Source organism: Brevundimonas sp. SL161 (assembly GCF_049896985.1).
Lineage (GTDB): Bacteria > Pseudomonadota > Alphaproteobacteria > Caulobacterales > Caulobacteraceae > Brevundimonas.
The window spans coordinates 102,310-124,970 of sequence record NZ_JAFCVJ010000004.1; the positions used below are offsets into that span (position 1 = coordinate 102,310).

General features: G+C 68.3%; 25 protein-coding genes and 1 pseudogene. 13 read left to right on the forward strand and 13 right to left on the reverse strand.

Going from position 1 to position 22,661, the window contains the following annotated elements:
- Positions 1–10: 10 nt before the first annotated feature.
- The 3 genes from clpS to ACP7AU_RS05275 all read right to left on the reverse strand — a co-directional run bounded on the left by clpS (position 11) and on the right by ACP7AU_RS05275 (position 1,640).
- The gene (clpS, locus tag ACP7AU_RS05265) at positions 11–343 is read right to left on the reverse strand and encodes an ATP-dependent Clp protease adapter ClpS (protein WP_303694323.1); all 333 of its coding nucleotides are present in this window, start codon (positions 341–343) and stop codon (positions 11–13) included.
- 71 nt (positions 344–414) lie between these two features.
- Complete coding sequence (locus tag ACP7AU_RS05270) at positions 415–1,164, reverse strand: hypothetical protein (RefSeq protein ID WP_426050741.1); 750 nt, start codon at positions 1,162–1,164, stop codon at positions 415–417.
- Positions 1,161–1,640: an RNA polymerase sigma factor gene (locus ACP7AU_RS05275; protein WP_426050742.1), complete on the reverse strand. Its 480-nt coding sequence runs from the start codon at positions 1,638–1,640 to the stop codon at positions 1,161–1,163. Before ACP7AU_RS05275 ends, ACP7AU_RS05270 begins: the two co-directional genes overlap by 4 nt.
- Before the next feature lie 130 nt (positions 1,641–1,770).
- Here ACP7AU_RS05275 and ACP7AU_RS05280 point away from each other — a divergent pair, with 130 nt between their 5' ends.
- Both ACP7AU_RS05280 and ACP7AU_RS05285 read left to right on the forward strand, forming a co-directional pair.
- Positions 1,771–3,069, forward strand: a complete 1,299-nt coding sequence (locus tag ACP7AU_RS05280) for a S8 family serine peptidase (protein ID WP_426050743.1) — start codon at positions 1,771–1,773, stop codon at positions 3,067–3,069.
- A 91-nt stretch (positions 3,070–3,160) separates the two neighbouring features.
- A complete protein-coding gene (locus ACP7AU_RS05285; protein ID WP_426050744.1) occupies positions 3,161–3,847 on the forward strand; it encodes a hypothetical protein in 687 nt (228 codons plus the stop codon).
- Between the two features lie 218 nt (positions 3,848–4,065).
- On the opposite strand, the gene ACP7AU_RS05290 is transcribed toward ACP7AU_RS05285, so the two are convergent.
- Complete coding sequence (locus ACP7AU_RS05290; RefSeq protein ID WP_303694318.1) at positions 4,066–4,557, reverse strand: phasin family protein; 492 nt, start codon at positions 4,555–4,557, stop codon at positions 4,066–4,068.
- A 294-nt stretch (positions 4,558–4,851) separates the two neighbouring features.
- On the opposite strand from ACP7AU_RS05290, the gene ACP7AU_RS05295 reads away from it, so the two are divergent.
- Positions 4,852–6,360: a D-alanyl-D-alanine carboxypeptidase gene (locus tag ACP7AU_RS05295; protein ID WP_426050794.1), complete on the forward strand. Its 1,509-nt coding sequence runs from the start codon at positions 4,852–4,854 to the stop codon at positions 6,358–6,360.
- A gap of 763 nt (positions 6,361–7,123) precedes the next feature.
- On the opposite strand, the gene ACP7AU_RS05300 is transcribed toward ACP7AU_RS05295, so the two are convergent.
- On the reverse strand, positions 7,124–7,459 hold the full coding sequence (locus ACP7AU_RS05300; RefSeq protein ID WP_426039189.1) for a hypothetical protein: 336 nt from the start codon (positions 7,457–7,459) through the stop codon (positions 7,124–7,126).
- Positions 7,460–7,560: 101 nt separating this feature from the next.
- Here ACP7AU_RS05300 and gatB point away from each other — a divergent pair, with 101 nt between their 5' ends.
- A complete protein-coding gene (gene gatB / locus ACP7AU_RS05305) occupies positions 7,561–9,063 on the forward strand; it encodes an Asp-tRNA(Asn)/Glu-tRNA(Gln) amidotransferase subunit GatB (RefSeq protein ID WP_426050745.1) in 1,503 nt (500 codons plus the stop codon).
- 79 nt (positions 9,064–9,142) lie between these two features.
- Here gatB and ACP7AU_RS05310 read toward each other — a convergent pair whose 3' ends face one another.
- Positions 9,143–10,159, reverse strand: coding sequence for a glycerophosphodiester phosphodiesterase family protein (locus ACP7AU_RS05310; RefSeq protein ID WP_426050746.1), 1,017 nt, complete (start codon positions 10,157–10,159; stop codon positions 9,143–9,145).
- Positions 10,160–10,192: 33 nt separating this feature from the next.
- Here ACP7AU_RS05310 and plsY point away from each other — a divergent pair, with 33 nt between their 5' ends.
- Positions 10,193–10,831, forward strand: coding sequence for a glycerol-3-phosphate 1-O-acyltransferase PlsY (gene plsY, locus ACP7AU_RS05315; RefSeq protein WP_426050747.1), 639 nt, complete (start codon positions 10,193–10,195; stop codon positions 10,829–10,831).
- Positions 10,828–11,909 (forward strand): annotated as a pseudogene (gene dprA / locus ACP7AU_RS05320) (DNA-processing protein DprA). Before plsY ends, dprA begins: the two are co-directional and overlap by 4 nt.
- On the opposite strand, the gene ACP7AU_RS05325 reads toward dprA, so the two are convergent.
- The gene (locus ACP7AU_RS05325; protein ID WP_425989896.1) at positions 11,906–12,073 is read right to left on the reverse strand and encodes a hypothetical protein; all 168 of its coding nucleotides are present in this window, start codon (positions 12,071–12,073) and stop codon (positions 11,906–11,908) included. The pseudogene dprA and the gene ACP7AU_RS05325 sit on opposite strands and share 4 nt — an antisense overlap.
- 229 nt (positions 12,074–12,302) lie before the next feature.
- Between ACP7AU_RS05325 and topA the strand changes: the two genes are divergently transcribed.
- Positions 12,303–14,948, forward strand: coding sequence for a type I DNA topoisomerase (topA, locus tag ACP7AU_RS05330; protein ID WP_426050748.1), 2,646 nt, complete (start codon positions 12,303–12,305; stop codon positions 14,946–14,948).
- 335 nt (positions 14,949–15,283) lie between these two features.
- On the opposite strand, the gene ACP7AU_RS05335 is transcribed toward topA, so the two are convergent.
- The 3 genes from ACP7AU_RS05335 to ACP7AU_RS05345 all read right to left on the reverse strand — a co-directional run bounded on the left by ACP7AU_RS05335 (position 15,284) and on the right by ACP7AU_RS05345 (position 18,077).
- Complete coding sequence (locus ACP7AU_RS05335; protein ID WP_426039182.1) at positions 15,284–15,799, reverse strand: hypothetical protein; 516 nt, start codon at positions 15,797–15,799, stop codon at positions 15,284–15,286.
- Positions 15,800–15,950: 151 nt separating this feature from the next.
- Complete coding sequence (locus ACP7AU_RS05340) at positions 15,951–16,298, reverse strand: endonuclease domain-containing protein (protein WP_426050749.1); 348 nt, start codon at positions 16,296–16,298, stop codon at positions 15,951–15,953.
- Between the two features lie 246 nt (positions 16,299–16,544).
- On the reverse strand, positions 16,545–18,077 hold the full coding sequence (locus ACP7AU_RS05345) for an acyl-CoA carboxylase subunit beta (protein ID WP_426050750.1): 1,533 nt from the start codon (positions 18,075–18,077) through the stop codon (positions 16,545–16,547).
- 86 nt (positions 18,078–18,163) lie between these two features.
- Between ACP7AU_RS05345 and ACP7AU_RS05350 the strand changes: the two genes are divergently transcribed.
- Complete coding sequence (locus tag ACP7AU_RS05350; RefSeq protein ID WP_426050751.1) at positions 18,164–18,511, forward strand: VOC family protein; 348 nt, start codon at positions 18,164–18,166, stop codon at positions 18,509–18,511.
- Here ACP7AU_RS05350 and recO read toward each other — a convergent pair.
- Genes recO through ACP7AU_RS05365 form a run of 3 tightly spaced genes read right to left on the reverse strand, consistent with a single transcriptional unit; the run spans position 18,508 to position 20,383 of the window.
- Positions 18,508–19,239 (reverse strand): DNA repair protein RecO, encoded by a 732-nt coding sequence (recO, locus tag ACP7AU_RS05355; RefSeq protein ID WP_426050752.1) that lies wholly within the window; start codon positions 19,237–19,239, stop codon positions 18,508–18,510. The two genes, ACP7AU_RS05350 and recO, sit on opposite strands and share 4 nt — an antisense overlap.
- The gene (locus ACP7AU_RS05360) at positions 19,239–19,733 is read right to left on the reverse strand and encodes a nuclear transport factor 2 family protein (RefSeq protein ID WP_426050753.1); all 495 of its coding nucleotides are present in this window, start codon (positions 19,731–19,733) and stop codon (positions 19,239–19,241) included. The genes recO and ACP7AU_RS05360 overlap by 1 nt, the downstream gene beginning before the upstream one ends.
- Positions 19,734–19,765: 32 nt before the next feature.
- Positions 19,766–20,383 carry a flavodoxin family protein gene (locus tag ACP7AU_RS05365; protein WP_426050754.1) on the reverse strand — a complete coding sequence of 206 codons (618 nt, stop codon included), beginning with the start codon at positions 20,381–20,383 and terminating at the stop codon, positions 19,766–19,768.
- A 131-nt stretch (positions 20,384–20,514) separates the two neighbouring features.
- Here ACP7AU_RS05365 and ACP7AU_RS05370 point away from each other — a divergent pair, with 131 nt between their 5' ends.
- The 5 genes from ACP7AU_RS05370 to ACP7AU_RS05390 are packed head-to-tail and all read left to right on the forward strand — an operon-like array spanning position 20,515 to position 22,659.
- On the forward strand, positions 20,515–20,862 hold the full coding sequence (locus ACP7AU_RS05370) for an ArsR/SmtB family transcription factor (protein ID WP_426050755.1): 348 nt from the start codon (positions 20,515–20,517) through the stop codon (positions 20,860–20,862).
- Positions 20,846–21,349 (forward strand): SRPBCC family protein, encoded by a 504-nt coding sequence (locus ACP7AU_RS05375; RefSeq protein ID WP_426050756.1) that lies wholly within the window; start codon positions 20,846–20,848, stop codon positions 21,347–21,349. Before ACP7AU_RS05370 ends, ACP7AU_RS05375 begins: the two co-directional genes overlap by 17 nt.
- A gap of 4 nt (positions 21,350–21,353) precedes the next feature.
- Positions 21,354–21,833: an SRPBCC family protein gene (locus tag ACP7AU_RS05380; RefSeq protein WP_426050757.1), complete on the forward strand. Its 480-nt coding sequence runs from the start codon at positions 21,354–21,356 to the stop codon at positions 21,831–21,833.
- Positions 21,834–21,844: 11 nt separating this feature from the next.
- The gene (locus tag ACP7AU_RS05385) at positions 21,845–22,273 is read left to right on the forward strand and encodes a VOC family protein (RefSeq protein WP_426050758.1); all 429 of its coding nucleotides are present in this window, start codon (positions 21,845–21,847) and stop codon (positions 22,271–22,273) included.
- A complete protein-coding gene (locus ACP7AU_RS05390) occupies positions 22,270–22,659 on the forward strand; it encodes a DoxX family protein (RefSeq protein WP_426050759.1) in 390 nt (129 codons plus the stop codon). The genes ACP7AU_RS05385 and ACP7AU_RS05390 overlap by 4 nt, the downstream gene beginning before the upstream one ends.
- Positions 22,660–22,661 lie beyond the last annotated feature (2 nt).

Genomic DNA, 22,661 nt, shown 5'->3' on the forward strand with positions numbered 1-22,661 from the left:
GGAGATCCTCTCAGTCTTTTTCCATAGTGCATTGCAGCGGGTGCTGGTGACGGCGCGCCGTCTCGACCACCTGGGCGACCTTGGTTTCGGCCACTTCGTAGGTGAAGACGCCGCACACACCGACGCCATGCTGATGCACATGCAGCATGATGCGGGTCGCGTCCTCGCGGCTCTTCTGGAAGAACCGCTCCAGCACATAGACGACGAATTCCATCGGCGTGTAGTCGTCGTTCAGGATCAGCACCCGATACAGCGAGGGCTTCTGAAGCTTCGGTTTCGTTTCGGTGATGGTGCCAGCGCCGAAGCCCTGATCCTGTCCTTCACCTGGCCTTTTGGTTGGCATCGTCGTCCGTCATTTCGGGGGAGTCGAAACGCTATGTAGGAAGTGTCAGCCGGTTTTGGAGTCGCGTCCAGTCACGGCTGTCGTGAAACGCCCGCGGAGCGCTGGCGCCATCCGCCGTTTCGCGCCTGCGCTTCATCAGCCGCGCCGAGAGCTTCGCCCACGATCGTCGCATCGACGAGGTCCAGCACAGCCTCGGGCGTATCGCTCCCAGCCATCCGGATATCGCCCGACGAGGGCGCCAACGGCGCCAGCACCTGCATGGCCCAGCCGTCGTCGCGCCGACAAGCCAGGCCCGCCACTCCGGCCTCAGCCGCCTGGAAGGTCCGGCACCAGCGCCCCTCCCCATCCCTGAACGTCAGCCCCACGGATCGGCCCGCTCCGTCAGCTCCGTCGGCGTTCAGTCGCGTGTCCAGCACCCGGACCAGCCCTGGGTCGGCCAGCGCCCCGCCTTCGACGCGGAGCCCCTCGGAACGACCGTCCAGCAGCGGCCCCAGCGCCAGCCCGCCGACGAAGGCCGCCGTCGCCAGTCCGCCCCAGATGACCGCCCGGCGCGGCGCCAACGCCTCCGCCAGAGCCCTGCCGATCCCTTCGAACGGCGACGGCCGCCTCGATGCCGCGATCAGCCGCGCCAGATCCCTGTCGCGCGCATCTGTCGCGGCCGGGAAGGCCCCCACCGCCGCCGTCCGCGTCCTCCGCAGCGCCGCAATCCGGGAGGCGATCGTCGGGTCCGCCTCTGCCGCCGCATCCACGGCCGCCGCCTCCGTCGGGCCCAGTTCGCCGTCGACCCGGCGCATCAGGATTTCGTCGTCCAGCCGGGTCATCCGGTCACTCCTTGTTCGGCCAGGGTCTGGATCAGGCTCTGCCTGCCCCGGACCAACCGGCTCGTCAGCGTCCCAGCGGGCACGCCCAGCACCTTGGCCGCCTCGGCGTAGGAAAGCCCTTCGACCAGCACCAGGGCGACGGCGTGCCTCTGATCGTCCGGAAGGGCATGTATGGCGTCGCGCGCCGCCAGGGCGTCCGCACGCAGGCTTTCGTCGGCCTGGCTCAGGTCCGCCACCCGGACGGTGGCGTCGTCCTCTGCCGCCACCACCCTGCCCCAGCGCAGGATCGATCGGCCTTCGTCTATCGCGATCCGTCTCATGATTGTGAAGGTCCAGCTGTCGAGCCGCGTGCCGTCCCTGAATTTCGACCGCGACGCCAGCGCCCGCTCGACGGTCTGCTGGACCAGATCCTGCGCATCCGCATCGTGGGGCCGCAGAACACGTGCAAAGCGGCGCAGGCGCGGAAGCAGCTCCACAAGCCCCGTCTGAAATTCGTCCAAACCCCTACCTCGTCCATGTCGGATGAAACGACCGGCCCCGTTCGTTTCATCCATGGCATAGGACGAATGTAAGGCCGTGCCGCGCACGACGGATGAAAGGAAGACGATGGCTCTGGCCAGACGGATCACAGCCAAGGGGATCGCGGGATGCCTGGCGCTGGCGGCCCTCGCGGTCGCCACCCCGTCATGGGCGCAGCTGGGCGGCCTGCCCGGCCCCCCCCTGCCGACCCTGCCGTCCGCCATCATGGATCGACTGCCACGCGGGGGCGATGATCTGATCGATCGCACTCTGGACCGCGCGCTTCAGGCGCCGGCCCGGCTGGACGGCCTGATCCGCAGCTCGCGTGGCGCGCTCCAGGCCGATCCGCTCGGCTGGCCGGTCGCCGCCGGAGAGATCGTCGCCATCGACCTGGCGCCCGACGCCCGGGCCCTAGCCCTGGCAGCGGGGTATTCCGTCCTCCGCGAGGAGCCGCTGGAGGCGCTCGGCCTCTCCGCCACCGTGCTCTCGCCGCCGCGACGGACGTCGCTCAAGCGCGCCGTGGACCGCCTGCGCCGGATCGCGCCCGACACGGACGTCGCCTTCAACCATGTCCACGTTCCGGCGAGCATGGAGGGCCCGGGCGCGACCGGCGGCCTCGCCGCGACAGGTGCCCAGGCGACGAACGCCCGACTGGGTCTGATCGACACCGGCATCGACGTTACCCACCCGGCCTTCACCGGGTCCGGCGTCACCCAGCGCGGCTTCGCCGGTCCCGCCCGGATCGGCGCCCACGGCACGGCCGTCGCCTCCCTGATGATCGGCCGCAGCGGCGCCTTCGCGGGCGGGTCGCCCGGCGCCGACATCATGGTGGCCGACATCTACGGCGGACAGGCGGCGGGCGGCACCGCCACCGGCCTCGCCCAGGCCCTGGCCTGGATGGTCGAACAGCGCGCCACGGTCGTGAACGTCAGCCTCGTCGGCCCCCGCAACGCCCTGCTGGAACGCGCCGTCGCGGGGGCCCAGGCGCGCGGCGTCACCCTGGTCGCCGCCGTCGGCAACGACGGCCCCGCCGCCCCGCCCCTCTACCCCGCCTCCTATGACGATGTGGTCGGGGTGACCGCGGTCTCCGCGCGCGACCGGGCCCTGCCCGAGGCCGCGCGCGGGCCGCAGGTCGATTTCGCCGCCCCGGGCGCCGACATGGCCGCCGCCGGCTCGGCCGGAAGCTGGACGACCGTGCGCGGTTCCTCCTTCGCCGCCCCCATCGTGGCGGGTCTTCTGGCCCGGGAGACCGTCTCGGCCCTCGCGGAGACAGCCGTCGACCTCGGCGAACGCGGCCGGGATCCGGTTTATGGCGCGGGTCTGGTCGGCGCCCGGTCGCGCGTCGCTCCGGACGCCATGGGCGCCCGGGGCCGGTTGTCGCGCTGAAAAATCGTCGCCCGCCCGGGATGAAACCGGGACGGCCGGTCGTTGGACCCTGTGCGGGCGTCACGCCCCAAGAGCCACAGGAGATCCTGACATGAACAAGACACTCACCCTGGCGACCGTCGCCTTCGGCCTGGCCCTGGCCGGCGGCGCCCAGGCCCAAATCCTCGGCGGATCGGGCGGACTGACCGGCGGCCTCGGCGGCGGTGTCGGCGGCGGACTAGGCGGCGGCCTCGGAGGGCTGGGCGGAGCCGGTTCCTTCGGCGGGACCGGATCCCTGACCGGCGGTCTCGACGCGTCGCGGCTGCGGGATCGGGCCACGGACGGTCTGACCCGTGCCGAACGCCGCACCCAGGCCGCACAGGCGCGCGCCGCCGCTGCGGCCTCCCGCGCCGGCGACCGGACCGGAACCGCGGCCGCCAACGGCCAGGGCGCCCTTGGCGGAACGCTCAATCGCGCCGGGTCGCTGCAGGGCGAGGGTTCCGGCGTCCTGAACGGCGCGGCCGCCTTCACCGATGGCGCGCTCTCGGGCTCAGCCTCTGGCAACGGCCAGGGCGGCCTCGTCTCGGCCCCCGCTGTCGAGCAAGACGCCGCCAGCCCGGTGTCCGAGGACCAGGCGGCAGCCCCCGCAGCCGATCCGCAGCCCGTGGCCAATGATCCCCCGGCCCGTACACGCGCCCTCAACGGCGCTGGCGGCTTCAACGGCGCGACCGCGGCAAACCGCAACGGCGCATCGGTCTCGGCTGGCGCGACCGCTTCCGGCTCTGCACGTCGCGACTGATCCCCACGGCGACGCGCATGAAGAAGGCCCCCCGGATCGCTCCGGGGGGCCTTTTCGTTACGCGACGGGAAGGTCGGGTCGCCTTAGAGCAGGATCGGCTGAGGAGGAATCGCTTCGCGATTCCGCTGATGCCGTGAATCCTGCTGCAGATATAAGCGAGAGTCTGATTCACGCTTTCGACAGAAGCGCGCAGCGCTTCCATCTCAAGCGATCAGGCTCTAGCGGGCGGCCTGGAACTTCTCGACCGAGGCGGTGACGCGCTCGTTGATGGGCTTGAAGCTGTCCTTGACCGAACCGGTCAGGGTCTCGGTCATCTTGGTGACTTCCGAAAGATAGGTTTCCATCGCCGATTTGGCGAAGTTGGTCTGCAGTTCGATCAGCTCCTGGATCGAACGGGCTTGCGAGATGGTCTGGGCGGCGGCGACGCCATTTTCCCAGCTCGTCTTGCTGTAGGAAACGACCTGGGCCGACAGGGCCTCGGCGCCCTTCTGGGCGGCGGTGGCCGAGGCGGTCAGGGCTTCCAGGTTCTGCTTCGACTGAGCCGACAGTTCAGCCATCGTGGCCGAGGTCTTCTCGACGCCTTCGCGCAGGGCTTGCGTGCCCTTGGCCTGGAGCTGTTCGGCCTGGGCCTTGAACTGCTCGCCCTGGACCTTGGCGGTCGCGGTGGCCTGTTCGATGGTCTTCTTCACGGTTTCGGTGCTGTCAGCCATGGTGGTCTCCTGAACCTGATGTGGCGGTTGCCCCGCCTGAATGGTGCTCTCGCCGGGAGAGTCCCGGATCGACGAGGCTTTTATGGTGCAGTTGCGAACAAGGGTCAAGGATTTTTTGTGCAGCGCACCATATTATCGCTGTTCACCTGTTCGCCTGTCAGGACTGGTTCGTTCAAATCCGCGTTGATACCTGCTTAACCACCGTGAAACCTGCGGTCCTCATGCTAGGTTCTTCACTTGCGTCGCGCCGGGGGGCCGTCGCCGCGTCACGGATGTAAGAGGCTTCGCTTGGCGATGATGCGTACCGGATCGACCCCACTCCGTCGCCCCACCCTGCACAGGGTCGTCGCAGGCCTGTGTGCACTCAGCCTTCTGGTCGGCCTGGCCGGCCTCGGCTTCAACCGGGTTCAGGCCCAGTCGGGCGAGAACAGCCGCTACGCCGCCATCGTCGTCGACGCCAGCACCGGAGAGGTCCTGTTCGCCCGCCACGCCGACAGCCGTCGCTATCCGGCCTCCATCACCAAGATGATGACCCTGTATCTGGTATTCGAGGCGCTCGAAAAGGGTACGGCGACGCTTGACGACATCATCACCGTCTCGCCGCTCGCTGCCTCCCAACCGCCATCCAAGCTGGGCCTCGCCGCCGGCCAGACGATTCGTATGGACGACGCCATGCGCGCCACGGCCGTCCGCTCGGCCAATGACATGGCCATGGCCCTCGCCGAAGAGATCGGGGGCTCCCAGGCCCGCTTCGCTTCGATGATGACGCTGAAGGCCGAGGAGCTGGGCATGACCCAGACCCGCTACGTCAATCCGAACGGCCTGCCCGACAGTCGACAGCTGACCTCGGCCCGCGACCTCGCCATCCTCGCCCGCGCCATCATGCGCGATTACCCCCAATATTACAGCTACTTCGGCCTGCATGACTGGAACTATCAGGGCCGCGAGTACCGCAACACCAACGGCCTGCTGCTGAGCGGCGCCGGCTATGACGGCATCAAGACCGGCTTCACCAACGCCTCGGGCTACAATCTTGCGGCCTCGGCGGTCCGCAACGGCAAGCGGGTCATCACCATCGTGCTCGGCGGCCGGTCCAGCCCGACGCGCAACGCCCATGTCGCCTCCCTGATGGACACCGGCTTCGAGGTGGAGAACCGCCGCGCCGCCGGTGAGCGCATCCAGGTGGCCCAGGCCTTCTTCGAGGCACGCGGCTTCGGCATCGGCGGCCCAGATACAGGCGGCGCCGTCGCCTATGCGGCCCTCAACGGTGCCCCGGCCGAGGTCGAGGAAGGCCAGGGCTCCAGCGGCATCGCCTACGCCTCCTTGCCCCTGCCTGCATCCCAACCGGTGGCTCCGACCGCCTCGCCGCCGGGTTATACCCGCGCGACGCCAGTCCCGCCCGCCGCAACGCCGCCAGTTCGCCGCGCCGAGGCGATCCCGGCTCCCAGAACCGGCAACCTGACCGCCAGCCTCAACGGCGGCGTCGCCCCGCCCCCCGGCGCAACCTCAAGCTTGAACCGCGGCGCCGTCGCCAATCCGCCTCGGCCAGCCGCGACGCCGCCCGCCGGCCGCTGGTCCGTCCAGGTCGGCGCCTTCCGCGACGAAACCGTGGCCCGCAACTGGCTGACCGAAGTCAATCGCCGCTTCCGCACCCAGTTCACGGCCGCGGAACGGAGCGTCGCCAGCGCCGCCGGCTGGCATCGCTCACGCTTCACCGGCATGACCGAGGCCGCCGCACAGTCCGCCTGCGAAGCCCTCGCCCAACGTCGCGTCACCTGCATGGTCGTCCGCCCCGGCGGCTGACACCGGCGCCTCGCATCCTGCGGAAGGGCCCCATACCCATCAACGGATCGTCCGAATCCGCCTTTGAAATCAATACCCGGCTTTATTTAGAGCCTTTATCGCAGGCGCCCTCCGAACCGGGCGTACACTTCTCCCGTCCCGTCGCGAGGGGAAGGCGTCCTGGGCCCAGGACCCGGACGTGCGAGGGGGCGCGATCGAGCGGGAAACTGCATCGCTGCGCGCGGCCGAGGACCCTGATCCGGCGAGGACCTGGATCCGTGGAGGCACGAACCGGCGCGGATGCAGGACTGTCTGCGGGGTGACAAACCGTGGAGCCCGGAGGGACCTGACACCCTCCGCCCGTCGTGGGCTTAGGTCGGACTGGGTTTAAGCGGCGCAAAGGTCCGGGGGTCGAACAGACACCACCCCGGCAGGCTGCACGAAGCCCGTCACCGGCCGCTCGCGTGAACCGGTCGCGACGGAGCCCCGGCGCGAGCGGAAAATTCTCATCCGGTCCCCGTAACGCGAAAGCAGGGGGCCATATCGGTTCCGGGCGACCGCCCGGGCTCCGTCGGCTTCCCCGACCCGTTCACAGCGGAAGAGCGATGACTCACGTCCAGTCTTCTCCCTCCCCCTCGGGGGAGGGTGGTCGGAGCCGAAGGCGGAGACCGGGTGGGGGCGGCAAGGCAAAGCCCCGCAACCCAGCATCCGCATCGACCTGCCGCCCCCGCCACGTCGCTGCGCGACGCCCCTCCCCCCGAGGGGGAGGGAGAGCCGAAGCCGCCTAGTCCGCCGGCAAGGCCTTCAGGTCGGCGTCGATGGCGGTGATGATCGCCGGAGTGACCGCGCCGCCCGACATGGGGGCGACCTGGCCCAGGGTCATGTCCTGGAACTGCGGCAGGGCCGGATGCTGGCTGACGCCCGGCAGGTGTTTCTCGACCACGGCGGCGGTCGCCGGATTGGCCAGCAGGTCCTTGATCGGGCTGTCGATGGTCGGCAGGGCGGCGGCCGGAGCCGCGTGGCCGGCGTGGGCCGAGTGATCCTGAGCGGGGGCGGTCTGGGCGAAGGCGGCAGTGGAAACAGCCGCGAGGGCGGCGGCGGCGAGGACGGACTTGATCATGGCAACACTCCGGAAGGTAAAGAACCCCAGATGACCCGCAAATCGCGACGGGCTCAAGACAGGAACTTTCGCTGCGGCGCACGCGGCGCTAGGAAAGCCGGATGACCGACACCCTCTCCTCCTCGAAACTGATCCAGGGCCGCACCGGCGACTGGGAAATCGTCATGGGTCTGGAAATCCACGCCCAGGTCGCCTCGAAGGCCAAGCTGTTCTCCGGCGCCGCCGTCGGCTTCGGCGCGGGCCCGAACGAGCAGGTGTCACTGATCGACGCGGGCTTCCCCGGCATGCTGCCGACCCTGAACAGGCACTGCGTCGAACAGGCCGTTAAGACGGGTCTGGGCCTCAACGCGGCGATCAATCGCAAGAGCCAGTTCGACCGGAAGAACTATTTCTACCCCGACCTGCCGCAGGGCTATCAGATCTCGCAGCTCTACTTCCCCATCGTCGGCGAGGGCGTCGTGGAGGTGGAGGCCGAGGACGGCTCCTTCTTCAACGTCGGCATCGAGCGCCTGCACCTGGAACAGGATGCGGGCAAGCTGATCCACGACCTGTCGCCGACCGAGAGCTATGTCGACCTGAACCGGGCGGGCACGGCGCTGATGGAGATCGTCTCGCGCCCCGATATCCGCTCGCCGGAAGAGGCGGTCGCCTACGTCAAGAAGATCCGCACCATCCTGATCTATCTCGGCACCTGCGACGGCGACATGGAGAAGGGCAACCTTCGCGCCGACGTCAACGTCTCCGTCTGCCGCGTCGGCCAATACGAGAAATTCAAGGCCACAGGCGACTTCAGCCACCTCGGCACCCGCTGCGAGATCAAGAACGTCAACTCGTTCCGCTTCATCTCCCAGGCCATTAACTACGAGGCCCGTCGCCAGATCGAGATCCTCGAGGACGGCGGCAAGATCGTTCAGGAGACCCGCCTCTACGACCCCACGGCCGGCGAGACCCGCTCGATGCGCTCCAAGGAAGAGGCGAACGACTATCGCTACTTCCCGGACCCGGACCTGCTGCCGCTGGAGCTGGAACAGGCCTGGATCGACGCCATCAAGGCCGACCTGCCGGAACTGCCCGACGCCAAGCGCCGTCGCCTGATGGCCGACTACGGCCTGTCGCAATATGACGCCGTGGTCCTGATCTCCGAACAGGCCAAGGCCGACTATTTCGAGGAAGCCGCCAAAGGGCGTGACGCCAAGCTGGTCGCCAACTGGGTCACCAACGAACTGTCGGCGCGTCTAGCCGCCGACCACAAGGATTTCTCCGAAAGCCCCCTGCCCGCCTCCCAGGTCGCCGAACTGGTCGCCCTGATCGAGGAGGGCGTGATCTCCTCCAAGATCGCCAAGGAAGTCTTCGACCACGTCTGGAACGGTGAGGGTTCGCCCCGCGCCGTCGTCGAGGCGCGCGGCCTGGTCCAGGTCAACGACACCGGCGCCATCGAAAAGGCCGTCGACGAACTGATCGCCGCCAACCCCGACAAGGCCGCCGCCGTCGCCGAAAAGCCCCAGGCCCTCGGCTGGTTCGTCGGCCAGGTCATGAAGGCCACCGGCGGCAAGGCCAACCCGGCCTCGGTCAACGAGATCCTGAAGGCAAAGCTGGGTCTCTGACATCGAAAGGCCCGCCCGGATCGCTCCGGACGGGCTCTTCATCATGGGTCCGCTGGCAGACCGTAAAGACACGCGGGCCTCAGCGCGGGCATCGCTGCGCCGCAGCCAGCTGGACGCCGAGTACCGACTGCACAGCGAGCGGCGCGTCGGTCGCGATCACGACCGCGCCCTGATCGAACAGGGCGCGGTATTCGGACAGGTCGGCGTCCGCCGCATACTGGTCGTCCAGCCGCCGGCCCGGCGCGCCGAGCGTGCCGAACTGGACCTCCACGCCCGCCGCGGCGAGCGACCGCCAAAGCGCGGGCCGGACTTCCCGCGTGCCGGTCCAGGCCAGGATCTGCGGCACGCTCAGTCCCTCGAGACCCGCGACGTCGTCGAGTCCGGCTGAGATCATCATCTCGGGCGCCAGGACCGCCACGGCGCGGGCCGTCTCCGGCGAATAGGTGATCAGGATGACCCGGTCCCCGGCGCCCGCAGCCCGCACCTCGGCGATGACGGCCCGTGCCAGGGTGATCGTCGCCGCCTCATCGGCAGGCTTCAGGTCGATGCTGGCGATGGCTCCCGCACGACCGGCGGCGACCAGCGCCTCGCGCAGCGTCGGCGGCGGCGCGTCGGTCACATCGCCGTTGGTCGCTTCAAGCCGCGTCGCGCGAACCTCGGCGAAGGTCAGATCCGCGACCCGGCCCGTCCCCGTCGAGGTTCGCTCCATCGTCTCGTCGTGCATCAGCACCAGCCTGCCGTCCCGGGTCAGAACCGCATCGATTTCCACGATCGCGCCCGGAATTGCTCGCCCCGTCGCCTCGATAGCGGCAATGGAGTTTTCCGGCTGGTCATCGGCCGACTGCGCCCGGTGCGCCGAGATGGCCACACCCCCGCTCTGTCTCACACAGTCGAAATAGGCTGCTAGGGCCGGCGCGTCCGATGCGTTTCGCATCGGCGTCACCGCGCATCCGGAAGCCAGAAGGGCGGTCATCAGCGCGGGAGCGAGGAAGCGGGTCATGGGGCGGCCTGTACGATCGAGGCCGACCTCATAGCCCTCCAGATCGACTGGCGTAAGACAGGCGCGTCCCTTGCCCGCGCCGCGCCACCGACGCATGTTCGGGGCCAACGAATGTCGGGAGAGAATCGGTTGCAGGATCTTGTGGCTCCAGCCTTGGGCACGCTCGCGGCGGTGGCTGTCGGCGGCTACCTGCTGGGCTCCATTCCGTTCGGCGTGCTCATCACCCGCGCCGCCGGAGCCGGCGACGTGCGCACTATCGGCTCCGGCAACATCGGCGCGACCAATGTGCTCCGCACCGGCCGCAAGGATCTGGCGCTCGCCACCTTGCTGCTTGACGCGGGCAAGGGCGCCGCCGCCCTTCTGATCGCGCGCCATCTGTTCGGTTCGGACGTCGCGGGCGCCATCGCCGGCGGCGCGGCCTTCCTCGGCCACCTGTTTCCCGTCTGGCTGGGCTTCAAGGGCGGCAAGGGAGTGGCGACCTTCTTCGGCCTCCTTATCGCCGCCTGCTGGCCACTGGGCCTCATGGCCGGGGCCACCTGGCTGATCGTCGCCTTCGCCCTGCGGTATTCGTCACTGGCGGCGCTGGCGGCCGCAGCGGCAGCGCCGATCTATGCCCTGCTGCCCCTGCCCGCCTTGGCCCTACCGGCCGCCCAGCCGATCTTCTGGCTGGCGATCGTCACGGCGGTCCTGATCTACATCCGGCATAACGAGAACATCGGCCGCCTGCTGAAGGGGACCGAGCCCCGTATCGGCGCCGCGAAAACGTGAGCCTCCCGGAAGCCGAGCGCTTCGCCCGCCTGCGCCTCGCGCGAGCAGAGAGAGTCGGCCCGGTTTCCTTCCGGCAGCTTCTGGACCGGTTCGGCGGCGCCGGGCGCGCACTGGACGCCCTGCCCGACCTGATCCAAAAAGGCGGCGGCCACGGCTACAGCCTGCCGCCAGTCGAGCAGATCGAACAGGAGCTGGCGGCCGGCGACCGCGCCGGAGCCGGGCTTCTGGTGCTCGGCGACGCCGCCTATCCGCCGATGCTCGCCGCCGTCGATCCGCCGCCGCCGGTTCTGTGGACTCGGGGCGACGTCGCCCTGTTCTCGCGCGAATCCGTCGCCGTGGTGGGCGCCCGGGTCGCGTCGGCGGGCGGTCAGCGGATCGCGCGCGGCCTCGCCCAGCAGTTGGGACAGGCGGGGTTCGTCGTTGTCTCGGGCCTGGCGCGCGGCATCGACGCAGCCGCCCATGCCGGATCGCTGGAAACGGGCACGGTTGCGGTGCTCGGCGGCGGGGTCGACGACGTCTATCCCTCCGAGACGCCTGCCTCTATGAGCAGATTGTCGAGCAAGGCTGTGTCGTGTCTGAAAGCCCGATGGGCGCGCGGGCCCAGGCGCGGGATTTCCCGAGGCGCAACCGGATTATCTCCGGCCTGTCGCGCGGCGTGATCGTGGTCGAGGCCGAACTTCGTTCAGGGTCCTTGATCACCGCGCGCCTGGCCAACGAGCAGGGACGGGATGTCTTCGCCGTACCGGGTTCATCACTGGATCCCCGCTCGAAGGGGCCGAACGAACTGCTGCGGCAGGGCGCCATCCTGTGCGAAGGGATCGACGATGTCCGCCGCGCCTTCGAGACGCTGAGGACACTGCGCGAACCTCCGGTCGATCATCCCTTCGAGGGGGCTCCGGACGAGATCGACGCTGCCTTCCTCAACAGGGTCGCAGACCTCCTTTCGCCGACGCCGACGCCGCGCGACGAGATCGCCCGCGCCCTTGACGCGCCGATCGGCGAAGTGGCCGCCGCGCTGCTGGAGCTCAGCCTGGCCGGGCGGGCGACCCTGCTGCCGGGCGGATCGGCCTCGATCTAGGCCGGGCGACGCCGGCCCGGCTCGGCGCGTTGCGCCCCGGAGCGCCTCAAAGGCTCGCCGGCCAGGGCCGCTGCGCTTTCCAGCAACCGTCCCAGCGCCTCATCGCCGTCCCACCGCGCCATCTGGGCCAGCTCCAGCGCCATGGCGCTGATATATTCACGCACGGGGAAATCCGTCGTTGCTTCGTCCTGCGGGGCCCTGATCGGGGTCGCTCCTGCCGTTTCACTCGCGCGCTGCATCGCCATAGCCCTTTCCATAGCCACCGGAGCCATTGGATACAACCTTGGGTATCTTGGCAACCTTAACGAGAGAATGAGCTGGAATGTCTCGCCCGGTTGACAGGGTTCGCAACCCCAACCACGTTCTGCCCCCCTCCTCCCAGACTGAGCCGTAATGAATCTCGTTATTGTCGAGAGCCCCGCGAAGGCCAAGACCATCAATAAGTACCTCGGCCCGGACTTCGAGGTTCTGGCGTCCTACGGGCACGTTCGCGACCTGCCGTCCAAGGATGGATCGGTGAAGCCGGACGACGACTTCTCGATGGATTGGGAGATCGACGCCAAGGCGTCCAAGCGTCTCTCGGAGATCGCCGAGGCGGCCAAGCGCGCCGACCGCGTCATCCTGGCCACCGACCCCGACCGCGAGGGTGAGGCGATCAGCTGGCATGTTCTGGAAATCCTGACCAAGAAGAAGGTGCTGAAGGACACGCACGTCGAGCGCGTCACCTTCAACGCCATCACCAAGTCGGCCGTGCTCGAAGCCATGGCCAATCCGCGCCAGCTCGATATGGAACTGGTCGAGGCCTATCTGGCCCGCCGCGCGCTGGACTATCTGGTCGGCTTCACCCTGTCTCCGGTCCTGTGGCGCAAGCTCCCCGGCGCCCGTTCTGCGGGTCGGGTTCAGTCCGTCGCCCTGCGCATCGTCGTCGACCGCGAGATGGAGATCGAGCGGTTCAAGGCCCAGGAGTACTGGTCGATCGAGGCCGACCTGGCCGCCGACAGCCCGCCCTTCACCACGCGTCTGGTCAAGCACGAAGGCAAGCGGATCCAGCGTCTGGACATCCCCTCTGAGTCTGTTGCGTTCGCCGCCCGCGACGCGATCAAGGCCGGCGATTTCACCATCAAGTCGATCGAGAAGAAGCCGGTCCGCCGCTTCCCTTCCCCGCCCTTCACCACCTCGACCCTGCAGCAGGAGGCGTCGCGCAAGCTCGGCTTCGACGCCCAGCGCACCATGCGCGCGGCCCAGAAGCTGTACGAGGGCGTCGATGAGACCGGCGGCCTGATCACCTATATGCGGACCGACGGCGTCCAGACGACGCCCGAGGGCATCGCCCAGGCGCGCGAAGTCATCAGCGAGACCTTCGGCCCGGCCTTCGTCCCGGCCGAGGCCCGCTACTACAAGACCAAGGCCAAGAACGCCCAGGAGGCGCACGAGGCGATCCGCCCGACCAATATCGCCCGCCGCCCCGACAGTCTGCGGCTCGAGAGCGACCTGCAGCGCCTCTACGAGCTGATCTGGAAGCGGATGGTCGCCTCCCAGATGGAGGCCGCGCGTCTGGACCGGACCACGGTCGAGGTCGGGACGCCCGACGGCCAGACTGGCCTGCGCGCCACCGGCCAGGTCGTGACCTTCGACGGCTTCCTGGCCGTCTACGAGGAAGGCCGCGACGAGAAGCAGAAGGGCGCCGAATCCGAGGAGGACGACGACACCGCCCGCCTCCCCGCGCTGAAGGAAGGCGCGAAGGCGAAGGTCGAGGCGATCCGCACCGAACAGCATTTCACCGAGCCGCCCCCGCGCTTCTCGGAAGCCACCCTGGTCAAGAAGCTGGAAGAGCTCGGCATCGGCCGGCCCTCGACCTATGCCTCGATCCTGACGACCCTGCGCGACCGCGAATACGTCCGGATGGACAAGAACCGCTTCTATCCCGAGGACAAGGGACGGCTGGTCACGGCCTTCCTGGAGCAGTTCTTCCGCAAATGGGTGGAATACGATTTCACTGCGGCGCTGGAGACCCGGCTGGACGAGGTTTCGGCCGGCGAGCTGAACTGGAAGGTGCTGCTGCGCGAGTTCTGGAGCGACTTCCATGTCGCGACCCAGGCGGCGGGCGAACTGCGCACCACGGCCATCCTGGACGCCCTGAACGAGAGCCTGGGGGCGCACATCTTCCCGATGAAGGAAGACGGCTCGGACCCGCGCGAATGCCCCCTGTGCAAACAGGGCCAGCTGAGTTTGAAGACCAGCCGCTTCGGCGCCTTCGTCGGCTGCTCGCGCTATCCCGACTGCAAGTTCACCCGGCCGGTGGCGGCCCCCGATGCAGCCGACGGCGGCGCCGAGGGCGGTGACCGGGAGCTGGGCGTCGATCCGGTGACCGGCCTGCCGGTACATCTGAAGATCGGCCGCTTCGGCCCCTATGTCGAAACCGCCGTGCCGGACGAGGAGAAGCCCAAACGCTCCTCCCTGCCCAAGGGCTGGAGCCCGGCGTCGCTGACGCTGGAGCAGGCCTTGCGCCTGCTGGGCCTCCCGCGCGAGGTGGGCGACCACCCCGAGGACGGCAAGCCGATCACGGCGGGTCTGGGTCGCTATGGCCCCTTCATCCTGCACGCCGGCACCTATGCCAATGTCGCCGACATCGACGAGGTGTTCGAGATCGGCCTGAACCGCGCCGTGGTCCTGCTGGCCGAGAAGCGGGCCGGCGGGTTCAAGGGCCGGGGCGCCGCCACAGCGCCGCTGAAGGACCTGGGCGCCCACCCCGAAACGGGCGAGCCGGTCCACGTCATGGCCGGCCGCTTCGGGCCGTATGTGAAGTCGGGCAAGATCAACGCCACCCTGCCCAAGGGCACGGCGCCCGAGGACATGACCATGGATGTCGCCGTGCCCCTGCTGGCCGCCCGCGCCCTGGTCGCGCCCAAGCCCAAGAAGGCCCCGGCGAAGAAGGCGGCGCCCAAGGCTGCCGCGGCGAAGAAACCCGCAGCCAAGAAGCCGGCCGCGAAGAGGGCCTCCCCGAAGAAGGCCCCCGCCGCGAAGAAGGCGGCGGAGTAGTCGCCGGATTCCCCGCCGGCTCCGGCTGGCGGGGTCCGGGCCTTCCGGACTCCGGAGAATTCAGTACAGATCGTCCACTGAGTCCGGCTGGCCCGAACGCGAAAACACCGTGCGAAGTGTCCAATGCGTCCGAAGCGTTCGCTCATGATGATCCCTTCCGCACGAAAGGGATCAGTATGGGGGCGTTTCAGCGGGTGATGGATAAAAGGCCTCTCGTTAGAGCCGGGCCTTGATTTCAAAGGCGGATTCGGACGATCCGTTGATGGGTATGGCGCCAGAACGGAGCCTCCCTCGCCCGCAACGAGAGAGGGAGGCTGGCCGCATCAAGACGGACGTCAGCCCACACGGCCGGCGGCGGCGGCGACGGCGTTCTGGTCAGCCAGGGTCTCGACCGTGTCGCCGGTCACGATGACGGCGGGGGCATCGGCGTAGGGGGCGCTGTTCATGCCAAGCGCATCCAGGGTGAGGACCACGCCGTCTCCGAAGGCGAACACGGGGGCGCCCTTGGACCAGGCGCGGGTGATGGCGTCATCGAGGGCGGCGCGGGACGCGGCGTCGCTGGATCCGCCCGGCACGACCAGGGCCTTCAGCGCGCCGTTATCGAGGTCGGCGACGCCGGCGGTGGCCAGCACGCTGGTCCCCCCGAGATTCAGATCAGCCTCACCGATCGACATCGGAGCCAGCGACAGGCCGCTGGAGCGGAGCGTGGCCTCGGCCTCGGGCATTTCGCCGAAATTCATGGCGCGGCGCATGGCCAGACCGACGCGGGCGCGGATGGGCGCGGGGTGATAGCCGTAGCGCGAACCGGGGTTGGAGCGGGGGGCGAACGGGGCTTTGCGTTGAGCGAACAAGGCGTCTCCTTCAGGATTGTCGGGTCCTGAGGGCTTGTCCGCGAAAGCAAGAACGCGCCGGCGCTGGGGGGCGTCGGCGGGCGGAAAAAGAGTTCAGGGTAGGGCTTAGATGGGCAAGCGGGGCCGTATTTTCAACCCGTTGGGCCGGGGGTCACGGGTTCGTCATCGGGGCTGATGCGGCGAGGATGGCGGCGACCACCTCGTGCCGCCGGTTCTCGATGTCTGCATTCGCGAAGCGCAGGACGCAGAAATTCTGCTCGCGCAGGAAGACGTCGCGCTCGACATCGTGGAGGCTGGCGTCATGCGTCGGGCCGTCCGCTTCGACGATCAGACGGTGACGCAGGCAGGCGAAATCGGCGATGTAGCGGCCGATGACGACCTGCCGCCTGAACTTCAGCCCTTGCAGACGACGGTCCCGCAGCAGCCTCCACAGACGGCGCTCATAGAGCACCGGCTGACGCCGCATCGCCTTCGCTCGCCCCTGGAGCCATTCATCCATAGGTTATGATAGCTCTTCTCCCGTTGCGGGAGAAGGTGGCCGAGCGAAGCGATGTCGGATGAGGGGTCGCGCCGACATCGAACGTCAGCTCTGCTCCAACCCCTCACTCCGACCGCCGGCGTGACCCCTCATCCGTCAGCCTTCGGCTGCCACCTTCTCCCGCAAGGGGAGAAGGCCGGGGTGAGCGGCCCACGCCGTCTCCACCCCCGTGCCCGTGGGTCGGCGAGAAGAGGAAGAGGCGGTGGGTCAGAGCGGAATATTATCGTGCTTCTTCCACGGGTTCGTCTGCTGTTTGTTCTTCAGCGTCCGGAGCGCCCGGATCAGTCTCCGCCGCGTGCCGTGCGGCATGATCACGTCGTCGATATAGCCCAGGCCTGCAGCCACGAACGGATTGGCGAAGCGGGCCTTGTACTCGGCCTCGCGGGCGGCCAGCGCCGCCGGATCGCCGGCTTCCTTGCGGAAGATGATCTCGACCGCGCCCTTGGCGCCCATGACGGCGATCTCGGCCGAGGGCCAGGCGTAGTTGACGTCGCCGCGCAGGTGTTTGGAGCTCATCACGTCATAGGCGCCGCCATAGGCCTTCCTCGTGATCACCGTCAGCTTGGGCACGGTGGCCTCGGCATAGGCGAACAGCAGCTTGGCGCCGTGTTTGATCAGGCCGCCGTATTCCTGGCGCGTGCCGGGCATGAAGCCGGGGACGTCGACGAAGGTGACCAGCGGGATGGAAAAGGCATCGCAGAAGCGCACGAACCGGGCGGCCTTGCGGCTGGAGTCGATGTCCAGCACGCCCGCCAGCACCTGGGGCTGATTGGCGACGATGCCGATCGGCTGGCCATCCAGCCGGCCGAAGCCGCAGACGATGTTGCGGGCGAAGTCGGCGCCGATCTCGAAGAACTCGGCCTCGTCGACCGTCTTCAGGATCAGTTCCTTGATGTCATAGGGCTGGTTCGGATTGGCCGGGACCAGGGTGTCGAGCGAGGCCTCGTCGCGGTCGGGATCGTCGTAGCTGTCGCGGACCGGCGGCTTCTCGCGGTTGGACAAGGGCAAAAAGCCGATCAGGCGGCGGACCTCGCTGAGGGCCTCCAGGTCGTTCTCGAAGGCGCCGTCGGCGACGCCGGACTTCTGCGAATGCACGCGGGCGCCGCCGAGGTCCTCATGCGTCACGACCTCGTTGGTGACGGTCTTCACCACGTCGGGACCGGTCACGTACATGTAGCTCGTGTCCTTCACCATGAAGATGAAGTCGGTGATGGCGGGGGAATAGACGTCGCCGCCGGCGCAGGGGCCCATGATGACGCTGATCTGGGGGATGACGCCCGAGGCCAGGGTGTTCTGGAGGAAGATGTCGGCATAGCCCGCGAGGCTCTCGACACCCTCCTGGATGCGGGCGCCGCCGGCGTCGAAGAGGCCGATAATCGGGGCGCCGTTGGTCAGGGCCATGGTCTGGAGCTTGACGATCTTGGCGGCATGCGCGCCGCTAAGAGAGCCCCCGAAAACCGTGAAATCCTTGGAGAAGACATAGACCAGACGACCGCCGATCGTGCCGCGGCCGGTGACCACGCCGTCGCCGGGGACGCGCTGGGTTTCCATGCCGAAGTCGTGCGAGCGGTGCTCGACGAACATGTCGGTCTCTTCGAAGCTGCCCTCGTCCAGCAGGACCTCGATCCGCTCGCGGGCGGTCAGCTTGCCCTTGGCGTGCTGACTGGCGATGCGGGCGGGGCCGCCCCCCTGGCGCGCGGCTTCGCGGCGGGCTTCGAGCTGCTCAAGGATGGGTTTCATGGCGTTCGCTTCCGTGTCTTGCCCCTCGGGATTAGAAGGGGAAGCGTCGGGCGGCAAGGTCGTCGGCCACTTGGGAGGGGAAGACGATGATCAACGGCGGGCACGTGATGATCTACGACCGCAACACCGAGGCGATGAACGACTTCCTGCGCCATGTGCTGGGGCTGACCGGTGTGGACGTGGGCGGCGGGCGCTGGATGCTAAAGGTCCCGCCCACCGAGCTCGCGGTGCACGAGACGGAGGGGGAAGGCAGCTTCGCCTTCTATTTCCAGTGCGACGAGATCGAGGCGACCGTGAAGGAGATCGAGGGACGCGGCGGCAAGTGCGGACCGCGCGCCGACCGGGGCTGGGGCGTCGTCTGCGAGATCGAGGGGCCGGGCGGGCGGATGCTGGCGCTCTATGAGCCGCGCCACCCGACCGCGCACGGGGGTTAGAGCCGCCCCTGCTCCGCCAGCTTGTCGATCATCCAGACGCGGGCCGACGGGATCGGCTTGTTCTGGGGGTGGAAGACGAACTGCTCGAGGAAATGGCCGGTCAGGTCGAGGCCCGACCGCACGTCGCCCTCGTCCAGACCCGCCTGGGCGCCCAGCATGAAGGGCGGTAGCTTCAGCAGCTTGTCGGCATAGGGGGCGCCGGCCTCACGGGAGACGGCGCGGCCGGTGCGGGGGCTGACCCAGATCAGGTCGTCCATCGTGCCGGTGACGGCGCAGCGCGACAGGTCCAGGCCGAAGCCGAGATCCTCCAGCAGGCCCGCCTCGAAACGCACGAAGATAGCGGGCCAGACGGACGGGATCTGGAAGGCCGCCATCAGGGCCTCGAAGGCCAGGAAGGCGCCGGGGTGGGGCTCGCGTTCGGGCAGGGCGCCTTGCGCCACAGCGGCGGCAGCGGCGAGGCCGGTCAGGGCCAGCCCGTCGTCGAACAGGGCGCTGGGCCCCTCCCCCACGGGCTCCAAACGAGCCGAGCCGAGGTGGTCGCTGGTCCGGGCGCGATAGTCGGCGATGACCCGAGCGCCGGGCTGCAGGAAGGGCTTCATGCGGCGCGACGCCCCGCCGGCGACATAGGCCGAGTGACGACCGTGGGTCTCGGTCAGCAGGTCGACGACCACCCCGGTGTCGCCATGGGCCCGCGCCGACAGGACGAAGGCCTCTTCGTGGAACTCCATCAGTCGGCGGGGGCCGCGGCCGGCGCCGGCGTCTCTTTCGCCGCCTCGAAGGTCTTGATGATGCGGGCGATGGGGCTGGCGAGGTCGTTGGGAACGGCGAGGCTGAGGACGTATTGCTCGATCTTCCAGCCGCCGTCGGTCAGCCGCATGACGCCCGAACCGCGCGTGCGGCCGTAGCTGTCGTTGGTCAGCTGTTCCTCGAACCAGGCGATGCAGCGGCATTCGATCGGGGCGATGGTTATGGTCCGTTCAGTGGCCGGATAGGACCAGCCGTTGCCTCGATTGAAGTGTGGCGTGGCGTATTCGCGCAGCTCCGCGATGGTCCAGTGCTCGCCGGCGTCAGTGCCGACGAAGCGGGCGTCCGGCGTATAGAGGGCGAAATAGGCGTCGGCGGCGGCGGCGGCCGAGGCGACGTTCAACTGATCGAGAACGGCGGCGACCTGGGCCTCCGGCGTGGCCTGTAGCGCGGCGGCGAGGGCGAGGGCTGCGAACATGGCGGAGGCCTCCAGCGGGATGAACCCCAGTCCTAACCCCGATCGCCGCTTTCCGGAACCGGATAGGTGGTCGGCTTGAGCACCTTCGCCAGGGCGATCAGGTTGCGGGCGGCGTTACGGCCCACGCGATCGGAATAGTCGTGGCCTTCGTCGGTATCGACGTCGTCGGCGCCGGGTCCCGGGCCGAGGTGCCAGTAGGTCCAGCTCTGCCCCGGGATGGTGAAGCCCATATCGATCAGGCCTTGGCAGATCGTGGCAACGACATTGTGCGCGCCGTCCTCGTTGCCGGTGACGACGATGCCTGCGACCTTTCCGAAGGCGACCGGACGGCCCGTGTCGTCGGTTTCTCCGAACCAGGCGTCCATGCGTTCGAGCGCGCGCAGGGCGATGCTGGACATCTGGCCCAGCCAGATCGGGGTGGCGAAGACGACGATGTCGGCAGCCTTCAATTTCGCGTCCACGCCCGGCCACTGATCACCGTCCCCCTCGTCGGCGCTGACGCCGGGCTTGATGTTCAGGTCGACGAGGCGGATCAGTTCGACCTCGGCACCGCCCTTCTCAAGCTCGGCGATGACCACTTTCGCGAGCGCCTCGGTCGATGAGGTCTTGGGCGAAGGCTTAAGGGTGCAGTTCAGGACGACGGCGCGCATGGTGTTCTCCGGGCTGCAGATTGCACCAACGATACGAGCCCCTGCGTCGTTCCGTTCCTTTATTTAACCGGACGGTTGACAACGCGATCCGACAGGTTCATTTAACCGATCAGTTCAACACGAAACCCGCCATGCAGACCGATCCCCTCTCCGCCAAGTTCGCCGCCCTGGCCCACCCGACCCGTCGGGCCATCCTGGCCCGGCTGACCGAGGGCGAGTGTTCGGTCAGCGACCTAGCGGAACCGTTCGACATGAGTCTGCCGGCGGTCTCGAAGCATCTGAAGGTGCTGGAAAAGGCCGGCCTGATCTCTCGCGGCAAGGAGGCCCAGTGGCGCCCTGCCCGACTGGAGCCGATGGGCATGAGGGGCATGGCCGAGTGGCTGGAACACTACCGCCGCTACTGGGACCAGAGCTTCGACCGTCTGGAAGATTATTTGCGCAAGATTCAGAAAGGAAACGACGATGGCAAAAGAAACTGAGACCAATCCCTGCGACACCGACGGCGCGGCACACGCCTTCGACCTGATGCTGGAACGCATTATCGATGCGCCGCCAGAGAAGGTCTTCAGGGCCTACACGGACGCCGCGATCCTGGCCCAGTGGTTCGCGCCCAAGCCCTGGAAGATCGTCGACCCGATCGTCGAGGCCCGCGTAGGCGGCCGCTTCAACTTCACTATGCACGGCCCCGACGGCGAGGTGTTCCCGAACAGCGGCGTCTTCCTGGAGGTCGTACCGAACCGCCGCATCATCACCACCGACGCCTTCACCTCCGGGTGGAAGCCCGCGGGCCAGCCCTTCATGGTCGCCCGCGTCGACATGGAGCCGACCGCCGACGGCAAGACGAAATACACGGCCGTCGCCAGCCACTGGAACGAAGACGCGATGAAGCAGCACGAGCAGATGGGCTTCCACGAGGGCTGGGGCACGGTCGCCGACCAGCTTGCCGAAATCGTGAAGACGTTCTGATCCGATGAGCCCCGTCGTCGCCGAGGCTCCGTCCCGCCCGACCCTGAACCTGCAGCGCGTCTTCAACGCGCCGCGCGACCTGGTCTGGCGCGCCTGGTCCAACCCGGAGATCCTGGTCCTTTGGATGGGGCCGGTCGAATGGCCGGCCGTCAGCGCCACAGTCGACTTCCGGGTCGGCGGCGAGTGGCGCATCTGCCTGCGCTCACCGACGACCGGCGAGGACCTTTGGCAGGGCGGGGTCTATCGCGAAATCGTCGCCCCCGAACGGATCGTCTTCACCTTCAGGTGGGACGAGAGTCACGAGGACGGTCCGCCCGTCGACACCCTTGTGACCGTCCGCTTCGCCGACACGGCGGACGGCCGGACACACATGGACTTCACCCACGAGGGTCTGAAGTCCGAACAGAGCCTGACCGGCCACAGGCACGGCTGGACCTCCACCACCGACAGGCTGGAAGCCTGGCTGGCCGCCAACCCCGACTGAAGGAGCAGACCATGAAGATCGTGACCAGTCTGAGCTTCCCCGGCACCTGCCGCGAAGCCTTCGATTTTTACGCCGGCGCTCTCGGCGGCGAGATCACGGCCGCCATCCCCTATGGCGAGGGTTTCCCCGGCATGCCGACGCCGCCGCAAATCCGCGACTGGCTGATGCACTGCTGGCTGCAGGTCGGCGACCAGGCGATCATGGGCTCCGACATGCACCCGGACTTTGCGCCGGACATGCACAAGCCCAAGGACGGCTTCGACGTCACCCTGCATTTCGACAAGGTCGAGGATGCTCGCCGTATCTTCAAGGATCTGTCGCAGGGCGGCGAGGTCCGCATGCCCTTCGCCGAGAGCCCCTGGTCGCCCGGCTTCGGCGGCTTCACCGACAGGTTCGGCGTACCGTGGATGATCAACACCATGCCGGCGGTGCAATCGTGAACGCCTCGCCCATGGTCTGGTCCGGCCGCGTCCTGACCGGCCTGTTCGCCCTGTTCATGCTGGGCGCCTCGATCGCTCCGAAATTCATGGGCATGCCGATCGCGGCCCAGACCCTGGTCGATCTGGGCTGGTCGGCGGAGTGGGTGTTGCCGATCGGGATGATGGAGTTCGGCTTCCTGGCCCTCTACCTCTATCCGCGCACCAGTGTCCTGGGAGCCGTCATGATGACCGGCCTGCTCGGCGGTGCGATGGCGACCCAGGTGCGGATCGGCAATCCCCTGTTCAGCCATCAGCTGTTCGGCCTCTACCTCGGCCTGATCATGTGGGGCGGGCTGTGGCTGCGGGATTCGCAGCTGCGGGCCCTGTTCCCCTTCCGCAGAGCGTAGGT

What these genes read in the sequence shown, in the direction of transcription:
- clpS (WP_303694323.1), bottom strand. Translation starts at nt 343, where the DNA reads ATGCCAACCAAAAGGCCAGGTGAAGGACAGGATCAGGGCTTCGGCGCT.
- ACP7AU_RS05270 (WP_426050741.1), bottom strand. Translation starts at nt 1,164, where the DNA reads ATGACCCGGCTGGACGACGAAATCCTGATGCGCCGGGTCGACGGCGAA.
- ACP7AU_RS05280 (WP_426050743.1), top strand. Translation starts at nt 1,771, where the DNA reads ATGGCTCTGGCCAGACGGATCACAGCCAAGGGGATCGCGGGATGCCTG.
- ACP7AU_RS05285 (WP_426050744.1), top strand. Translation starts at nt 3,161, where the DNA reads ATGAACAAGACACTCACCCTGGCGACCGTCGCCTTCGGCCTGGCCCTG.
- ACP7AU_RS05290 (WP_303694318.1), bottom strand. Translation starts at nt 4,557, where the DNA reads ATGGCTGACAGCACCGAAACCGTGAAGAAGACCATCGAACAGGCCACC.
- ACP7AU_RS05295 (WP_426050794.1), top strand. Translation starts at nt 4,852, where the DNA reads ATGATGCGTACCGGATCGACCCCACTCCGTCGCCCCACCCTGCACAGG.
- ACP7AU_RS05300 (WP_426039189.1), bottom strand. Translation starts at nt 7,459, where the DNA reads ATGATCAAGTCCGTCCTCGCCGCCGCCGCCCTCGCGGCTGTTTCCACT.
- gatB (WP_426050745.1), top strand. Translation starts at nt 7,561, where the DNA reads ATGACCGACACCCTCTCCTCCTCGAAACTGATCCAGGGCCGCACCGGC.
- ACP7AU_RS05310 (WP_426050746.1), bottom strand. Translation starts at nt 10,159, where the DNA reads ATGCGTCGGTGGCGCGGCGCGGGCAAGGGACGCGCCTGTCTTACGCCA.
- topA (WP_426050748.1), top strand. Translation starts at nt 12,303, where the DNA reads ATGAATCTCGTTATTGTCGAGAGCCCCGCGAAGGCCAAGACCATCAAT.
- ACP7AU_RS05340 (WP_426050749.1), bottom strand. Translation starts at nt 16,298, where the DNA reads ATGGATGAATGGCTCCAGGGGCGAGCGAAGGCGATGCGGCGTCAGCCG.
- ACP7AU_RS05345 (WP_426050750.1), bottom strand. Translation starts at nt 18,077, where the DNA reads ATGAAACCCATCCTTGAGCAGCTCGAAGCCCGCCGCGAAGCCGCGCGC.
- ACP7AU_RS05350 (WP_426050751.1), top strand. Translation starts at nt 18,164, where the DNA reads ATGATCAACGGCGGGCACGTGATGATCTACGACCGCAACACCGAGGCG.
- recO (WP_426050752.1), bottom strand. Translation starts at nt 19,239, where the DNA reads ATGGAGTTCCACGAAGAGGCCTTCGTCCTGTCGGCGCGGGCCCATGGC.
- ACP7AU_RS05360 (WP_426050753.1), bottom strand. Translation starts at nt 19,733, where the DNA reads ATGTTCGCAGCCCTCGCCCTCGCCGCCGCGCTACAGGCCACGCCGGAG.
- ACP7AU_RS05365 (WP_426050754.1), bottom strand. Translation starts at nt 20,383, where the DNA reads ATGCGCGCCGTCGTCCTGAACTGCACCCTTAAGCCTTCGCCCAAGACC.
- ACP7AU_RS05370 (WP_426050755.1), top strand. Translation starts at nt 20,515, where the DNA reads ATGCAGACCGATCCCCTCTCCGCCAAGTTCGCCGCCCTGGCCCACCCG.
- ACP7AU_RS05375 (WP_426050756.1), top strand. Translation starts at nt 20,846, where the DNA reads ATGGCAAAAGAAACTGAGACCAATCCCTGCGACACCGACGGCGCGGCA.
- ACP7AU_RS05380 (WP_426050757.1), top strand. Translation starts at nt 21,354, where the DNA reads ATGAGCCCCGTCGTCGCCGAGGCTCCGTCCCGCCCGACCCTGAACCTG.
- ACP7AU_RS05385 (WP_426050758.1), top strand. Translation starts at nt 21,845, where the DNA reads ATGAAGATCGTGACCAGTCTGAGCTTCCCCGGCACCTGCCGCGAAGCC.